The organism is Pseudogracilibacillus auburnensis (genome assembly GCF_003201975.1).
In the GTDB taxonomy this organism is placed as follows: Bacteria; Bacillota; Bacilli; order Bacillales; family Amphibacillaceae; genus Pseudogracilibacillus; species Pseudogracilibacillus auburnensis.
Genome location: NZ_QJJQ01000008.1, coordinates 34,762 through 50,618 on the forward strand (window position 1 = coordinate 34,762; position 15,857 = coordinate 50,618).

Sequence of the window (15,857 nt, forward strand, 5' to 3'; positions counted from 1 at the left end):
CTCATTCTAATCTATGCAATGACATCACGCTTATTTTCAAAATGATTATATTGTTTCTCTTCCATAATTTGTTTTAAAATTTGAACTGTTTCCCACACTTCTGTAAATGTATTATAAAGAGCAACAGGAGCCAATCTGATGCCATTAGGTGCTCTAAAATCTGGAATAACATTGTTTTGCTTTAGTGCCTTACAAATTCGTGCCGCTTCTTCATGTTCTAAGAAAACATGCCCGCCACGTGTTTTTTCCTGTCGTGGATTACGTACGATAAAATGATATGATCCAAGTTCTTGGTCAATTAATTCGATCATGAATTGGGTTAGCCGAAGTGACTTTTCCCTAATCCTTTCCATCCCTACTTCCTTAAATATAGACAGTGAACCAATTAACGGCGCAGCACTTAAAAGGTGCGGTGTGCCTGTTTGAAAAGCGCCCGAATTGTTAGCGATCGTCATATCATGCTCTAAATCAAATTGTTTATCTTTATCAGAGCCGAACCATCCAGCAAGTCCAGGTTTTTCCCCAAAGTGGCGTCTATTTATATACATGCCACCAACAGATCCTGGACCACCATTTAAATGTTTATACGTACACCAGAAAGCAAAGTCAACATTCCACTTACTTAGAGAATGTTCGATAGATCCAATAGAATGACACAGATCAAAGGCGACAAGTATGCCACGCTTATGTGCTTCTTTCGTTATATATTCCATATCCAGAACCTGTCCACTTCTATACAAAACACTTGCCAATACAATGACGGCAACTTCATCTGTCATCACACGAACAATATCATCTTCATTTAATAAATGTCCATCTTTACTTTTTACTTTGATAAGATGTTGCTCAGGGTCTAATCGATGACTTTGCAATTGGGATGTTACCGCATAAATATCAGTTGGAAAATTTAGTTCATCGACGATAATTTTATTTCTTTTGGATGAAGGATGAAAAAATGTGGCTAAGATTTGGTGTAAATTTATTGTTGTAGAACCAGTTACTATCACTTCATCTGGATCTGCCCCAATTAATGGTGCAGTCATGCTTCCTAATCGTTCAGATAAGAAAAACCACGGTTCTTCCGCATCTACCCATCCGTCAATACCTAGATTTTTCCATGAATCAATCATTTCTACAACTGATTTCTCGGCTCGTTTTGATAACAATCCTAAAGAGTTACCATCTAAATAAATACGATTTTTCGGAATATAAAACTCATGACGATAATCTTGTAATTCGTCTTGTCTATCTAAATATTTTGCCTGATCAATCGTTACCAATTTTACCACCTCATTTGGGAAGTATTAACATATATGATAGCGAATACTTCTAGTATAGTAAATAGAAAGTCAGGATAATCGTGTGGGAAAAGGTACTTTTATGGTATAATAATTTTGGACTAGTGAACTATAGTTGCTAATAGAAAGGGGGAAATACAATTGATGGAGGAAAAACTAGATCTAATTCTGAATGCAATAGCCTCTTTAAAAACAGACGTGGATTCAATGAAGACCGAAATGAGATCCATGAGAAATGAAATGGATTCAATGAAGACCGAAATGAGATCCATGAGAAATGAAATGGATTCGATGAAGACCGAAATGGGATCCATGAGAAATGAAATGGATTCGATGAAGATCGAAATGGGATCCATGAGAAATGAAATGGATTCAATGAAAACAGAAATGGGATCCATGGAAGATGAGATAGGTTCTGTGAAGACAGAAATGGACTCAATGCAAGCTGAAATAAAGACGATAAAGGCACAACTGGAAGAAAACACGCAATTAACAAAAGCGATTTACCATCGTCAAGATGAAGCAGATGCAAAATTGGAGTCGTTAAAGCATGATATTCGATCATTAAAAAAGGCTCTAGCAAAGCAAGATAAAATACTTGAAACACTTTCTATTCGTTCCATTGAACAAGAAACAGAAATAAGAGAAATGAGACATGCTGAATAGTTTTACCATTCACGCCTCCTATCATTTGTCATGTTTTAGTATTCATGTAATATTCAACATATAATCCTCTAATTACACCTAGTTCATTCAAACTATTGACTCATTCTTCCTATTTTAAAACAACAATAATAAGTAACTTCACCATTTTGAAGAGATTTACCACCACATTCTTTCCAGTTAATTAATTCTAGTTTATAAAGTAGCCAAACAGTGATATAATAACATATTGCAAGGTAATAATAAGTAGTATAAACTGCCAAACATTTATATCTTGTAAATATAAAAACAGGTGGTAAAAGTAATGGAAAAGTATCAAGTATTATTGTATTATCATTTTGTCCCAATTGACGATCATGAATTATTTGCTGAAGAGCATCTACAATTCTGTAATGATCTTGGGTTAAAGGGACGTATTTTAGTGTCTCACAATGGTATTAATGGAACAGTATCAGGAACAGTCGAGCAAACAAATGCCTATATGGAAATGATGCATAACGATTCACGTTTTCATGACATGGTATTTAAAATCGATGAACATGATGGTCATACATTCAAAAAAATGCATGTTCGCCCAAGAGAAGAACTCGTGACATTACGTTTAGAAAATCCAGTTGATCCAAACAAACTTACTGGTGAGTATTTAAAACCGAACGAATTTTACGAAGCAATGCAAGATGAAAATACGGTCATTTTAGATACGAGAAATGACTATGAATATGATGTAGGACATTTTCGTGGTGCGATTCGTCCTGATATCCATAGTTTTCGGGAATTGCCACAATGGGTACAAGAAAACCGTGAAAAGCTTGATGGTAAACGTATTTTAACTTACTGCACTGGTGGAATTCGTTGTGAAAAATTTACTGGTTTTCTCATCAATGAAGGTTTTGATGATGTGGCACAACTTGAAGGTGGAATTGTCACATATGGAAAAGATCCAGAGGTACAAGGTAAACTTTGGGACGGGTTATGTTACGTTTTTGATAATCGGCTCACTGTACCAATTAACAATACAGAACATGTTATTGTTGGAAAAGACCATTTTGATGGAACCCCGTGTGAAAGATATGTAAACTGCGCAGATCCAGTATGCAATAAGCAAATTTTATGTTCGGAAGAAAATGAACATAAATACATGCGTGGTTGTACAGATGCGTGCCGACGTAGTCCGAATAATTTGTATCTCAAAGAACATGAATTAACTGAAGAAGAAGTTGCGGAGCGTTTAGAGGCAATTGAAAAAACAAACAAACAAAATGTATAAAGGAGACGATTCGTTACGGATCGTCTTTTTCCTTTCCTTAGTAGTAAGAAAGTATAAAATCTTCTTACCGTATAAGTGATCTAAAGCTATCATGTACAAGCTTTAAAGCCTTAATTGTAAACAGGTAGGTGATGACAATGAAGCGCATCATTTTATTTGATGGCGAATGCAATTTCTGCAATTGGAATGTTCAATTTATTATAAAACGAGATCCAAAGGCTATCTTTAAATTTGCCTCACTTCAAAGTGAGGTTGGGCTACAATTAATAGAACAATATCATATACCTAATCATAGAGATAGTTTAATTTTAATCGAAAAGGATCAATATTATGTGAAGTCAACCGCTGCTTTAAGGATTTGTAAAAAATTACATCTTTTTTGGAGGTTTCTATCCATTTTTATGATCATACCTAAGAAAGTAAGAGATTTTGGTTATGATATTATTGCTAAAAATCGTTATAAGTTGTTCGGGAAAAGTGATAGATGTATGATCCCTTCCCCCGAAATGAGAAAAAGATTTTTGTCTTAAAATAAAATAGAGTTCATTTACTTTGATAAAATTTGTGCGATCTTTGTTGCCATTAAATCAATTGCAACATGATTTTCCCCGCCTTCAGGAATAATAATATCAGCATAGCGCTTTGTCGATTCAACAAATTGCAAATGCATCGGTCGCACCGAATGAATATACTGATTAATAACGGAATCAAGTGACCTGCCACGATCTTTGATGTCCCTCGTTAGTCTACGAATAATTCGTAAATCAGCATCTGTATCAACAAATACTTTAATATCCATTAATTCAACTAATTTTGGATCTTCTAATATTAAGATACCTTCCACGATAATTACTTGTTTCGGTTCTACGTTAATTACTTTTTCGGATCTCGTATGTAGCTTGTAATTATATACTGGTTTTTTAATCGGCTTCAGAGCGATTAAATCTTTTAAATGTCTCACTAATAAGTCGTTGTCGAATGCCAGTGGATGATCATAATTTGTCTGTAACCTCTGATCGAAAGTTAAATGACTTTGATCTTTATAGTAATAATCTTGTTCAATCACAAGAATCGTTTTATCAGAAAAGCGTCGGCATATCGATCGTGTCACAGATGTTTTCCCGCTTCCACTTCCACCTGCTACTCCGATAACTACTGGTTTATTTGTTGGCATAGGTAATCCCCCCAAAAATGTTCCTGTACATTACACAATACGTATTAAAGCATACATGATGGGGAAATATTTTGCCATTTTTAACTCATTTAAACCGGTTGGTATTTAATATAGATGTACAAGCTTCAACTAAACATGGAATAAATACTAAGAAAAGAAGCTGGGACAAAGGTGTTTTCACCAAAGAAAAACCCGAACAATGGTAGCTGCATATCACCCGCTCTGGAAATATACTTCGCTTTCACCACAGGGCATAAGAGTGACATCTGTTCAACCTGCGCTATCGCTTGTTTTCACAGTGTCTCCTTTACCGCGGGCGGCTGGTGAGCCTCCTCTATCGAAATTAAAGGAAGGCCAACGTCGGCATACCCCTTGCCGGGGCAGGGTCTCGCCGATGCCTTTCCTTCCGCGACGCACAATGTTTTCGATGGGACGAACGAAGTGCAGTCCCAGGACGTGACCGCTTTTAACCGACCAGGATTCTACGTATATTTCCTCCGCTAAGGTAATGCTTCGTCTTTAGAATTGGTCGTTTCGTTATGTCCCAGCCTCATGTTCTTAAAATTAAAAATATTTCTATCGACATCGGTTGACATTTTTTGAAATATTCCGACTAATTAGCTTAAATTGTTGCATTTTTTTTAATATCTACTTATTTATGTAATTCTTGTTTAAATTTTAGTGGTGTTACTCCCTTATATCTTTTAAAATGTTGGATAAAATGACTATGGTTTATAAACCCATATTTTTCCCTAATTTCTTTTAATGATTTATTTGTATATGTTAATTCATAAATAATTTCATCCATCTTGCGTTTCGTAATAAAGCTCGATACAGTTTCCCCTATTTGTAGTTTAAATAAGTTTGATAAATGTGTCGTAGAGATTTGTAATTGTTTAGCTAACCACTTTACGGTTAAAATGTCATTATCTAAATGATAGTTGATTAGTTCTAATGCTTTTTCGATATGGACACAACCATCAAATAATATAAAGTCTGCAATAATTCTTTCCTTCAACTGTTCAATAAACCAGCTGATCGATAAAAGGTATTCAGATAAATTACTCCATTTTTCTATTCTTGCAATGACATCGTAAGCATGAGAGAGTGCTCTAGGATGGAGTATTTTCTTTCTATTTTGGACTCTAATAATGTCTGTAATAATACTAGTAAAAAATATTCTCGCAATAAACACTTGTTCCTCCTCTGACATATCTAAAATTTCAAAGCAAAAGTCAGATAAGTAATTTTCACATTTTGAATACTCTTTCTTCTGTAAACTACTAAAAAACTTGTTATCGTACTCTGCAATAACTTCCTCTAAATTAAATATCAGAATACTTTCAACAGTGAAATGCTTCTCTTCTTCCCCTTTATTCCTTATCTCTATTTTTCTCCTCACCTTTCATTATCATTTTTATGAGGGTATCGTAATAGACTAATTTACTTGTAAAATAAACTTCTAGTTCATAAAGACTAAAACAATTTCATGTTACGTTCATTTTACCTGTTCCTTTTTCGGATTTCTATTAACTAAAGTTAAGTTAAAAGTTAAAAGTAGTTATTTATCATTAGATTAATTGAATTTCTTTGGCACGGACTATTGCTTGAGTACGATTTCTCACTTGTAATTTCTGATAAATTGTATGGTTATACACTTTTACAGTTCCTTCTGTTAGTGATAACTTTAAGGCAATTTCCTTATTGGTAAACCCCCTTTCCATTAGTTCCACTATTTGAGTTTCTTGAAAAGTTAAATCTTCATAATATATATCTGTTTTTTCTCCCCGGTTATTTTTTGTTCTCCGTAAAATGGCATTGATTCTAGCGACTAGTTCATTAGGGTCAAAAGGCTTTGTCATGTAATCATCTCCGCCTATTTCTAGTCCTGAAATTATGGACTGTTTTTCATTTAGACTACTTAGGTAAATGACTGGTACATCTTTATATTTATAGTTTTTTCGTAATTCTTTACAGACATCTAATCCACTCAATTCTGGCATTAAAATATCTAATACAATTAAATCTACCGTATTTTCTTTCATTCTCTCAAGTGCCACGCGCCCATTTTTTGCTGTAATAACTGTATATTCATTTTGTTCTAAATATAATCGTAGTAAAGAGCGAATTTTCTTCTCATCCTCAGCAATCAAAATTTTACCCTTCATCATCTAATCCCTCCTAATTGGTAATGTAAAGTAAAATTTGCTCCCTTTATTTTTTTGACTCGTTACACCTATCATGCCCCCATGAATTTCAACAATTTCTTTTGAAATGACTAAACCAAGCCCCGACCCTTTTTCTAAACAATATTGTTGCTCATTTAGCTTAAAAAAACGTTCAAAAAGATATGGAATATTTTTTTCATCTATGCCAATTCCCGTGTCCATTATCGTAAGCTTTACTTCTTTTTTTTCATTCTCGTTTTGTCGTATAACTGTTTCCATATAAATGCTTCCACCTTTTGGGGTAAACTTTTGTGCATTTACAATTAAATTAGTAAGAACTTGTTTAATTCGAATCGGATCTATAGAACAAAAAATATTCGTTTCTTTACCAATGCTTTCTTTAAATATAAAATGTAAATCCTTGCCATTGAATAACGGTTGTAACTCTTCATACATTTGAACGATGAATGTTTTCATATCAACTTCTTTAAAGTGAAATGAATATTGACCAGATTCTAATATGGAAAGTTCTTGAAGGTCCGCGATCATACGTGTCATCATTTTCGTGTCGTTATAAACGGCTCGTAAGTAGGTAGTGTCATCTTTAGGCACTATCCCATCTAACATTGCTTTAACATGTCCATGGATGAAAGTTAATGGAGTATTTAATTCATGTGACACACTTGCAAGTAAACGACGACGAGATTCTTCTACTTTTTGTAACGATTCATTCGCTACTTGTAATTCTTCTGTACGTTGTTTCACCTTTAGCTCCAATATCAGATTCAATTTACCAAGCTCTTCTGATAATCTTTCCACCCGTTCAAATGAATAGGATGATTTTCGCGATAAATGAATAGTCATAAAGAATAAATAAAATAAGATACTAACGGAAATAAATTCGTTTGTTGATATATGTTCGCTATAATGAAAAAAATCATTCCAAACGAGCACAAATAAAATAAGCAGTCCAATTAAATTTAAATATGCTCCAGGCATTCTTTTTATTCCTGCAATGATGGAAAAACAGACTATATAAATGAGGATAAATAATGCCAAAAGTTGATATATATAATTGGTTTGAAGAATAATCTCCAACGGAAACACCAACATACAAATGATATAAATAATAACGCAACTAACAAAAAAATTAGTCATAAAACGATAGCGATTACGAATGAATTCACGATTTATATATAATAAATAAAATAAAATACTAACAAGCCCTGTTATTAAATCAACGATGAGTAAGCTTTCAGGTTTAAAATCAAAAAACAGATTAATAAATAAAGTTTCTTTTATAAAAAATGTTCTTGTAACAACACCAAAACAGGCTAATGCAATAAATAATGCTGATAATTCTTTTTTTCGATGAAAATAAACAACTAAATGGTTGATCCCAATGATAAAAATACTTCCTAAGACAAACGCTTGAAATAATAATCTTATCTTTTCATTTACTACATTTTGCTGTTCTTCCTCTTGTTCTAATACATGCAATGTCTGTAAATCTTTCTTTTTAACGGATGATATCTTTTCTAAATAGTCAATGAATTGGTCCCATTTACTTTGTGTGTAAAATGGATGATGCATTTCATAAATGGAAGAGGAAGCTAATAATGGTGGTTCATCATAGTTATAAGCTAGAGATGGTTTTAAATAAAAAAATACTCCGAACAAACAAATCATCAATAATATAATGAAAATAAAGTAGATACCATATTTTTTTTTATCATATCTCATATGAACCCCCTACCAAGTTAAAAAATAAAAGTGAAAAAGAAGGTGCTCCCTTTCCCTATTTGACCATTATCAACTGTAAGAAGTAATACGAACACCCATTAAATAACTATATGCCGATTCATATGTTTGCTTCACCCCATAAATTGAATTTAGGACTAAACTTACCATAATGAGTATGGTTATAATTTAATAAAACAGATAGGGCTTCGTAAAAATATATGGTGGAGTGATAAATATAAAGAAAATATATATGGATCGTACAATCAGATACACTTTGCTTAATTCAGTAAATGTTCATGTTGAATGGTATGTTTTCCCGCCGATACTTTTACCATTTCTTTATCCACTTTAAAAGATGAAACGTAAATGATAGACCCAAGAACTATGATAGTTAAACAAAAGTGAAAGTTCTCTTCCGTAACCATCCATTCTATTCTCCTACTAAATTACGACAATTTTCTAATTTTTAACATCTTTAAATGTATTAAATCACATTTTTTCTAGAAAAACTATACTATTTTTTCATTTCATCAGTTAATCATTCCGAAAATAAACATTTCTTCTTACGTATATGAATTTTACGATATCAACGTTAAACTTATGTAAAGAAAAATAATTCGAAAGACCTATTTTATGAGGTTTTTTAAAAAAAAGAAAAGCAGTACCCAAAATTGGATCTGCTTTTTTATATTGAACAGAGGAAATGATAGTTCTTTCGTATTAATAAGCTCTTGCCCAGTAAACCATTTCTTTTGCCTTCTTACCACAACAAAAACATGTATCTGCAAGCTTTTCTTGTTCAAATGGAATACATCTTGATGTAACTTGTGTTTCTTCTTTTATCTTCTCTTCACATGCTTCATCCCCACACCACATTGCTTTCAAAAAGCCTGGATTTTCTTTAAGAGCCTTTTCTAATTCATCCATACTTTTTACAACGGTTGTTTTTTCATTTCGGTGTGCTAATGCTTTATCAAATAAATTTTGTTGGATTTCTTCTAACAATGCTGGTAAACGTACTTCCAATTCATCTATGGAAACAAACTCTTTTTCATTCGTATCACGACGAACGAGAACAACTTGATTTTTTTCAATATCTTTTGGTCCAATTTCAATTCGGACTGGGTAACCTTTCATTTCGCATTCATTGAACTTCCATCCTGGCATTTTATCACTTGCATCGATGTCGATCCGAACAATATCAGCTAATTTGTCGCGTAAATCATACGCTTTATCGAGAACCCCTTCTTTGTGCTGCGCAATTGGAATAATCATTGCTTGGGTTGGAGCAATCCGTGGTGGTACTACTAACCCTCGATTATCTCCATGCACCATAATAAGTGCACCCATAATCCGTGTAGATAGCCCCCATGATGTTTGATGAACGAATTGACTTTTCCCGTCTTTATCCAGGTACGTAATGTCGAAAGCTTCCGCAAAACCTGATCCAAAATGATGGGATGTTCCTGCCTGTAATGCTTTTCCATCATGCATCATACATTCTATCGTAATCGTATACTTAGCTCCTGCAAATTTCTCCATTTCCGTTTTCCGACCTTTAATAACAGGAATCGCTAAATAATTTTCTGCAAGATCTGCATAAACATTGAGCATCTGATCTGTTTCTTTTGCCGCTTCTTCATCTGTTGCATGAGCAGTATGGCCTTCTTGCCAATGGAATTCAGAAGACCTAAGGAATGGTCTTGTCGTTTTTTCCCAACGGACAACATTTGCCCACTGATTGTATAATTTAGGTAGATCCCGGTAAGAGTGAATATTCTTAGAATAATAATCACAGAAAAGCACCTCAGACGTTGGACGAATGGCAAGTCTTTCTGCAAGTTCTTCATCTCCACCATGCGTTACCCAAGCTACCTCAGGAGCAAATCCTTCCACATGATCTTTCTCTTTCTCTAAAAGGCTTTCAGGTATAAATAATGGAAAGGCGACATTGGAGTGACCCGTCTCTTTAATTTTTCGGTCTAATGCATCACGAACATTTTCCCAGATCGCAAAGCCATATGGCTTCATAATCATCGTCCCACGAACTAGCCCATAGTCAACTAATTCCGCTTGCTTCACTACATCTGTATACCACTGTGCAAAATCATCTTCCATCGCCGTTATTTTTTCTACAAATTGTTTGTTTTTACTCATTATATCGACCTCACTATCTGTATTCTTCATTTATAAGCTAGACTGGGTATGGACTGAAATGACATAAAAATATCCCCGAAATCCAATAAGGGACCGAGGTTATGGTGGTACCACCCTTGTTTACTTTTTTGTGCATCGCATGTCAAAAGTACACTTTTTCATGGTAACGGTTTTGAACCGCGCAATTCTTTATTAGCAAAGACTAATGTGAATCACGAACTCGGCAGGTAGGTTCTAACGATGGTCTTTGGAAATTTGCATCACCATTTCCTTTCTGCTAAAGACACAAAAGTTATACTAATCCTCTTCATCGTTGCTTCAATTATTATAATGTTAATATATATGGAGAGTTACGTAAAGTCAAGCAAGCAACAATATTTCTGTTTGCTTGCAAGATAAAGGAAGTATGTCGTTTTCATTGAAGGATAAAAAAACCGCCTAAAGCAATTTGCTTCAGACAGTTTTTCTATCATTACAGATCTACTGCTGTTACTCGGTCAAAGCCTTCCATCGCTCTAATTTGTTCTAATTCCTCTTTCGTTAATGGACGATCGATCGTTAACATCATAATTGCATTTCCGCCAATATGGAGACGACCAACTTGCATGGTAGCAATATTGACATCATTTTCTGCAAGTAAATTACCAACACGTCCGATTGCACCAGGTTGATCCTTATGATGGACAAGTAATAAATGTCCTTCAGGGATGACATCCATGCTATAGTCATCTACTTTTACAATTCTAGCACCTAGTCCATTAAGTAATGTTCCAGATACACGGCGTTTTGTCGATTTTGTAATTATTTCTACTGTAATTAAATTCGTAAAACCTCGTGCAGCCGATGTTTTCTTTTCATGAATCGTAATTCCTTTTCGTTCTGCTAAGTATGCAGCATTTACATTATTTACATTCGAACCTAAATAACGACTTAATAATCCCTTTAACGTATTTTGAGTAAGTGGCGCAATTTCAAGGGCTGTTAAATCACCTGCATAATTAATATTGATCTCGCTAATCACTTCTTCTTCTAAATGTGCTAGGAATAAACCGAGTTTTTCCGATAAATAAAAATATGGTTCTATTTTTCGCATTACTTCACGAGGAACAGACGGGATATTAACTGGGTTTCTTGCAAGTCCTCCTGATAAAATTCGGACGACATCATGACTCACATCAATCGCCACATTTTCTTGCGCCTCAATTGTACTTGCACCTAAGTGTGGTGTAGCAATCACTTCTTTTAAGTTTAATACTTTATGGTCAACTGCTGGTTCTTCTTCAAACACATCAAGCGCTGCCCCAGCAACTTTTCCTTCAACAATTGCATCATATAAATCATCTTCATTAATAATCCCACCACGGGCGCAGTTAATGACACGTACACCATCTTTCATTTTTGCAAAAGCTTCTTTATTAATAATATGACGAGTTTCTTTTAATAATGGTGTGTGAACAGTGATAAAATCCCCTACTGCAAGCACTTCATCTAATGTTCCATGCTCAATCCCAAGAGCTTCTGCTTTTTCTTTTGTAAAAAATGGATCATATGCAATGACATTCATCCGCTGACCTTTTGCACGTCTTGCTACTTCTGCCCCAATTCGTCCAAGTCCAACAATTCCTAACGTTTTATCCCGTAACTCGACACCGACATATGATTTGCGATCCCATTTTTTATCTTTAATCGATAAATAAGCTTGAGGAATATTTCTGGCAAGAGACATGAGCATCGCCATTGTATGTTCAGCAGCAGAGTTCGTATTTCCATCAGGAGCGTTGACAACGATCATTCCGTTTTCAGTTGCTGCATCTAAATCAATATTGTCAACTCCAACGCCTGCTCGTCCAATTACTTTTAAGTTATGTCCTGTTTCAATCACTTCGCGGGTAACTTGTGTCTGACTTCTCACTAATAAACCGTCGAAATCGCCTATTTTATTTAATAGTTCTTCTTTTGATAAACCAGTATCGATCACTACTTCAATATTGTCTGCTTCTCGTAAAGGAAAAATTCCGTCTTCACTTAATGGATCACTAATTAATATTTTAAATACCATTTTGGAGCCTCCTCATTCTAGTTTGTTGAATTTTACATGTAGTCAAGCATCTGAAACTCATTTTTAACAATCGCTATACTCCATTCCTCCTCAAAAAATCACCGAAAGACATTTATTGGAAAAACAAAAAACTTTCCACCCCTTCATCATAAGGGGCGAAAAGTTAAATTTACGCGGTACCACCCTTTTTCATTGCAATATTTCTCCTTGCAATCTTCGTTGGTTATGTGTTTAACGCACACATACGAACGAACCTACTTCTTTCAGTCCGTCTACTCAAAAGGGCTATTTATTATGAGTAACACTAGTTTCCACCTACCACTAGCTCTCTATCGTTACACTGATAATAAATGTATCTTCATCATCATAATTACCTATTAATTTTACTACTTTATCATAGCAAAATAACTTGATTTGTCAATATATTTGAACAACAATATTTGACATTTTATTGACTTCATTAGACAACTTCTGCACCTAATGTGTTTTTAAAATGCTCTAATGCCCATTCATGGCCAATTTGATTAAAACTTGCCACTCCATCCTTATGTACAACAATATGAAAGCCTTTATTATACGCATCTACAGCTGTATGCAAGATGCAAATATCCGTGCACACTCCAACGAGATGAACTTCTTTTATATTTCTTTCTCTTAGTTTAAGCTCAAGATTCGTCCCAGCAAAAGCGCTATAACGAGTTTTTTCAAAATAAAATACATTTTCATCATCTTTATGTTTCTCATAAAGCTCATTTAATGTACCGTATAACTCCATTCCCCTCGTTCCAACGATATTATGCGCTGGAAAAAGAGCAGATTCTGGATGAAGCTTATCCCCTTCTTCATGGGCATCAATCCCAAAAGTAACAAAATCACCAGCTTCAATAAATTCTTTTGTCAGCGAAACAATTTTCCCTTCGATCGCTTGTCCGGGTACACCACATGTTAGCTTCCCATCTTCCGCAACAAAATCATACGTGTAATCAACATTAATTAATGCTCTTCTCATTTTTACCCTCCATTAGATAATGCGCAAAAATTATATTTCTTCACTATTCACAATGATCTGATGAGCTTCCCCATATTTTCTTTTTGCAGCATGATATGTTGGCCCAACTAGCTCGGTATAAGAAAAGCTATGTTCAATGGCAGTCGTTATAAAGCTTTTCGCAAATACAACTGCGTCATGAATACTTTTACCTTTTGCCAGATAAGCGGTAATTGCTGCCGAATACGTACATCCAGCACCACTCGTATTAACTGTATTAATTCTAGGTGCTTCAAGCGTAGTTAATGTTGTTCCCTCATATAAAACATCGATAGCTGGACCTGTGAGGCGACCACCTTTTACTAAAACAAAGTCTGGCCCTAGATCATGCAAATCAATTGCTGCCTGTTTTAAATCCTCTACTGTGTTTAAAGGTCTATCGTTTAGTAAAATAGATGCTTCAGTCATATTTGGCGTAATAACAGTAGATAATGGGATTAATTTTTCCTTCAGTGCCTCGATTGCATCATCTTTTAATAGCTTTGAATCCAGTTTCCCAACCATAACGGGGTCGACAACAATATCTTTAATGTCTGAATGGGCAATCAGTTCAGCAGTTTTTTCAATGACTTCTTTTGAAAATAACATCCCTGTTTTTAATGCATCGAAACCGACTTGCATTTTCGCAGTTGCAAACTGTGCTTCAATCGCCTCAACCGTCTGTGGATGTACATTTTTATTCGTTTCTGGATGGCGTCCGACAATAGCGGTTATCACACTCATGCCGTATACATCTAATTCTTGAAATGTTTTTAAATCAGCTTGGATGCCAGCACTTCCCCCAGCTGCCGAGCCTGCTATTGTAAGAACTCGTGATGGCTTATTCATAAGAAAATCCTTTCTACTGTTCATTTTTACGATCATGACTACTTTTCTTCTAGTTTGAATGATAAGATATACTATATTGATTGAAAAAAACAAATATTAAAGCAACTTTCAAAGAATAATTATAACATATGTATAAACGTTTAAAAAAAAGTTTGTTTGGAGGGAGAAAAAATGAAGTATTGTTTTCATTTTCTATTGATATTTTTTATATTCCTTACCGCTTGTTCAACGAACGTCCAGAACGAGGAAGTTGATCTAAAAATTAGTGATGTAAAGCTAACTCAGTTGGAACAAGGAATGATGAATTTAGTAGGTGATAATTCCATTATTTTTGAGATGCAAGTCAAAAATGATGCGGCAAATGAAATTGAGCTAACTGTCGATCATTATGAAAATGGTGAACTTCAAGGTACAGAGATGTATTTTACTGCAAGTTTGCATGATATGGATGACAGTAATCCAATTCATATTATTATTGCTAATCGAGGCATTAATGACCAACATCAATGGATTGGCTCTGTTATAGCAGAAGATAGTTCAGCAAGTTTCCAAACAGATTTAACAGCGATTCCAGTTCATTCAGCCAGTACATTTGTACCAATAGATACCCCTTTTCCGTTCAATTAAATGAAAAGAAGCTCATCAGTACTCTAATCCTTTCAAAAGACGGTCCCATTCATGCGAATATTAAATCAGAACAGGATCTTGAAGAAGTTCATCAACATGACCATGTCTATGTTTTTTATGCACTTGTAAAGTAACAAAGACGCAAGAGGGTGGATCAAAAGGAAATCCGAGCAATAATGACTGTGTATACTCCGCTTCGGAAGTATAGTTCGCCCATCCTAAAGCGGCAAGTGAGCCTTCAACACAGCTAATTTCAGAAATTATTTTCATCCATAAATATAATTAAATAGTCTGCTTGTTAGTAGCTTTATCCTCTCCTTAAGATATGGTGTATACTGTATTGGCCTTTTGGGAAAAGTAAAAAAAACGTTAAAAAGGTGATTTTTGTGAAATATCAAACGGTAGAACAGCGTTATGAAGAACAAAAGAAAATGCAAGGACAATTAAAGCCAAAACAGCAAGTAAATATCGATATGGCAACCCCACAAAAACAACATGTCGAAAATATATTCAATGCAACAAAACAAGCATTACAAAAAGCGCATCAATCTGTTCGGCAAGCACAATCAGAAAACCCGATAGCAGCATCCCTATTAATGGCAGATCAAAGTTTAACGAATGCTACTCAATTACTACAACAATTACAAACAGCTGCACCTGAATTTGCACAAAGTCTTCCAAAAGGTGCCCAACAGCAATTAAAACAATTAGATCATCAGATCGAAACTGCAACCAGGACACTGCAGATGCTTCAGCAAGCAATAAGTTCAAAATAGGGACGATTTTCTATATTTGTGTCGACAAGGAGACAATTTTCCGTCAATA

General features: G+C 34.6%; 16 protein-coding genes and 2 other annotated features. Of the genes, 5 read left to right on the top strand and 11 right to left on the bottom strand.

Annotation, left to right across the window (positions count from 1 at the left end; translation table 11 throughout):
• Positions 1–11: 11 nt before the first annotated feature.
• A complete protein-coding gene (gene kynU / locus DFR56_RS11780) occupies positions 12–1,289 on the bottom strand; it encodes a kynureninase (protein WP_110395646.1) in 1,278 nt (425 codons plus the stop codon).
• A 153-nt stretch (positions 1,290–1,442) separates the two neighbouring features.
• Between kynU and DFR56_RS23475 the strand changes: the two genes are divergently transcribed.
• The 3 genes from DFR56_RS23475 to DFR56_RS11795 all read left to right on the top strand — a co-directional run bounded on the left by DFR56_RS23475 (position 1,443) and on the right by DFR56_RS11795 (position 3,758).
• Complete coding sequence (locus tag DFR56_RS23475; RefSeq protein ID WP_242694580.1) at positions 1,443–1,964, top strand: coiled-coil domain-containing protein; 522 nt, start codon at positions 1,443–1,445, stop codon at positions 1,962–1,964.
• 301 nt (positions 1,965–2,265) lie between these two features.
• A complete protein-coding gene (gene trhO / locus DFR56_RS11790) occupies positions 2,266–3,228 on the top strand; it encodes an oxygen-dependent tRNA uridine(34) hydroxylase TrhO (protein WP_110395647.1) in 963 nt (320 codons plus the stop codon).
• A 137-nt stretch (positions 3,229–3,365) separates the two neighbouring features.
• Positions 3,366–3,758, top strand: a complete 393-nt coding sequence (locus DFR56_RS11795) for a thiol-disulfide oxidoreductase DCC family protein (RefSeq protein ID WP_110395648.1) — start codon at positions 3,366–3,368, stop codon at positions 3,756–3,758.
• Positions 3,759–3,775: 17 nt separating this feature from the next.
• On the opposite strand, the gene udk is transcribed toward DFR56_RS11795, so the two are convergent.
• The 9 genes from udk to thiD form a co-directional block, all read right to left on the bottom strand.
• Entirely contained in the window at positions 3,776–4,402 is a 627-nt protein-coding gene (udk, locus tag DFR56_RS11800) for a uridine kinase (protein ID WP_110395649.1), read from the bottom strand.
• 652 nt (positions 4,403–5,054) lie between these two features.
• Positions 5,055–5,804, bottom strand: a complete 750-nt coding sequence (locus DFR56_RS11805) for a helix-turn-helix transcriptional regulator (protein ID WP_110395650.1) — start codon at positions 5,802–5,804, stop codon at positions 5,055–5,057.
• Between the two features lie 169 nt (positions 5,805–5,973).
• Positions 5,974–6,573, bottom strand: a complete 600-nt coding sequence (locus DFR56_RS11810) for a response regulator transcription factor (RefSeq protein WP_110395651.1) — start codon at positions 6,571–6,573, stop codon at positions 5,974–5,976.
• Positions 6,574–8,313 (bottom strand): sensor histidine kinase, encoded by a 1,740-nt coding sequence (locus DFR56_RS11815; RefSeq protein WP_110395652.1) that lies wholly within the window; start codon positions 8,311–8,313, stop codon positions 6,574–6,576.
• A 278-nt stretch (positions 8,314–8,591) separates the two neighbouring features.
• A complete protein-coding gene (locus DFR56_RS22965) occupies positions 8,592–8,738 on the bottom strand; it encodes a hypothetical protein (RefSeq protein WP_158525616.1) in 147 nt (48 codons plus the stop codon).
• Between the two features lie 295 nt (positions 8,739–9,033).
• Positions 9,034–10,473, bottom strand: a complete 1,440-nt coding sequence (gene proS, locus DFR56_RS11820; RefSeq protein WP_110395793.1) for a proline--tRNA ligase — start codon at positions 10,471–10,473, stop codon at positions 9,034–9,036.
• 82 nt (positions 10,474–10,555) lie between these two features.
• Positions 10,556–10,790: a binding site (T-box leader), on the bottom strand.
• A 152-nt stretch (positions 10,791–10,942) separates the two neighbouring features.
• Positions 10,943–12,529, bottom strand: a complete 1,587-nt coding sequence (serA, locus tag DFR56_RS11825) for a phosphoglycerate dehydrogenase (protein ID WP_110395653.1) — start codon at positions 12,527–12,529, stop codon at positions 10,943–10,945.
• 148 nt (positions 12,530–12,677) lie between these two features.
• Positions 12,678–12,903 (bottom strand) — a binding site (T-box leader).
• A gap of 86 nt (positions 12,904–12,989) precedes the next feature.
• Positions 12,990–13,538 (bottom strand): cysteine hydrolase family protein, encoded by a 549-nt coding sequence (locus DFR56_RS11830; RefSeq protein ID WP_110395654.1) that lies wholly within the window; start codon positions 13,536–13,538, stop codon positions 12,990–12,992.
• A 30-nt stretch (positions 13,539–13,568) separates the two neighbouring features.
• Positions 13,569–14,405, bottom strand: a complete 837-nt coding sequence (thiD, locus tag DFR56_RS11835) for a bifunctional hydroxymethylpyrimidine kinase/phosphomethylpyrimidine kinase (RefSeq protein ID WP_110395794.1) — start codon at positions 14,403–14,405, stop codon at positions 13,569–13,571.
• Between the two features lie 171 nt (positions 14,406–14,576).
• On the opposite strand from thiD, the gene DFR56_RS11840 reads away from it, so the two are divergent.
• On the top strand, positions 14,577–15,032 hold the full coding sequence (locus tag DFR56_RS11840) for a hypothetical protein (protein ID WP_110395655.1): 456 nt from the start codon (positions 14,577–14,579) through the stop codon (positions 15,030–15,032).
• A 60-nt stretch (positions 15,033–15,092) separates the two neighbouring features.
• Here the strand turns inward: DFR56_RS11840 and DFR56_RS11845 are convergent, their stop codons facing one another.
• Positions 15,093–15,302, bottom strand: coding sequence for a hypothetical protein (locus DFR56_RS11845; protein ID WP_110395656.1), 210 nt, complete (start codon positions 15,300–15,302; stop codon positions 15,093–15,095).
• Between the two features lie 116 nt (positions 15,303–15,418).
• On the opposite strand from DFR56_RS11845, the gene DFR56_RS11850 reads away from it, so the two are divergent.
• A complete protein-coding gene (locus tag DFR56_RS11850) occupies positions 15,419–15,808 on the top strand; it encodes a TBC domain-containing protein (protein ID WP_110395657.1) in 390 nt (129 codons plus the stop codon).
• The last annotated feature ends 49 nt before the right edge of the window (positions 15,809–15,857 follow it).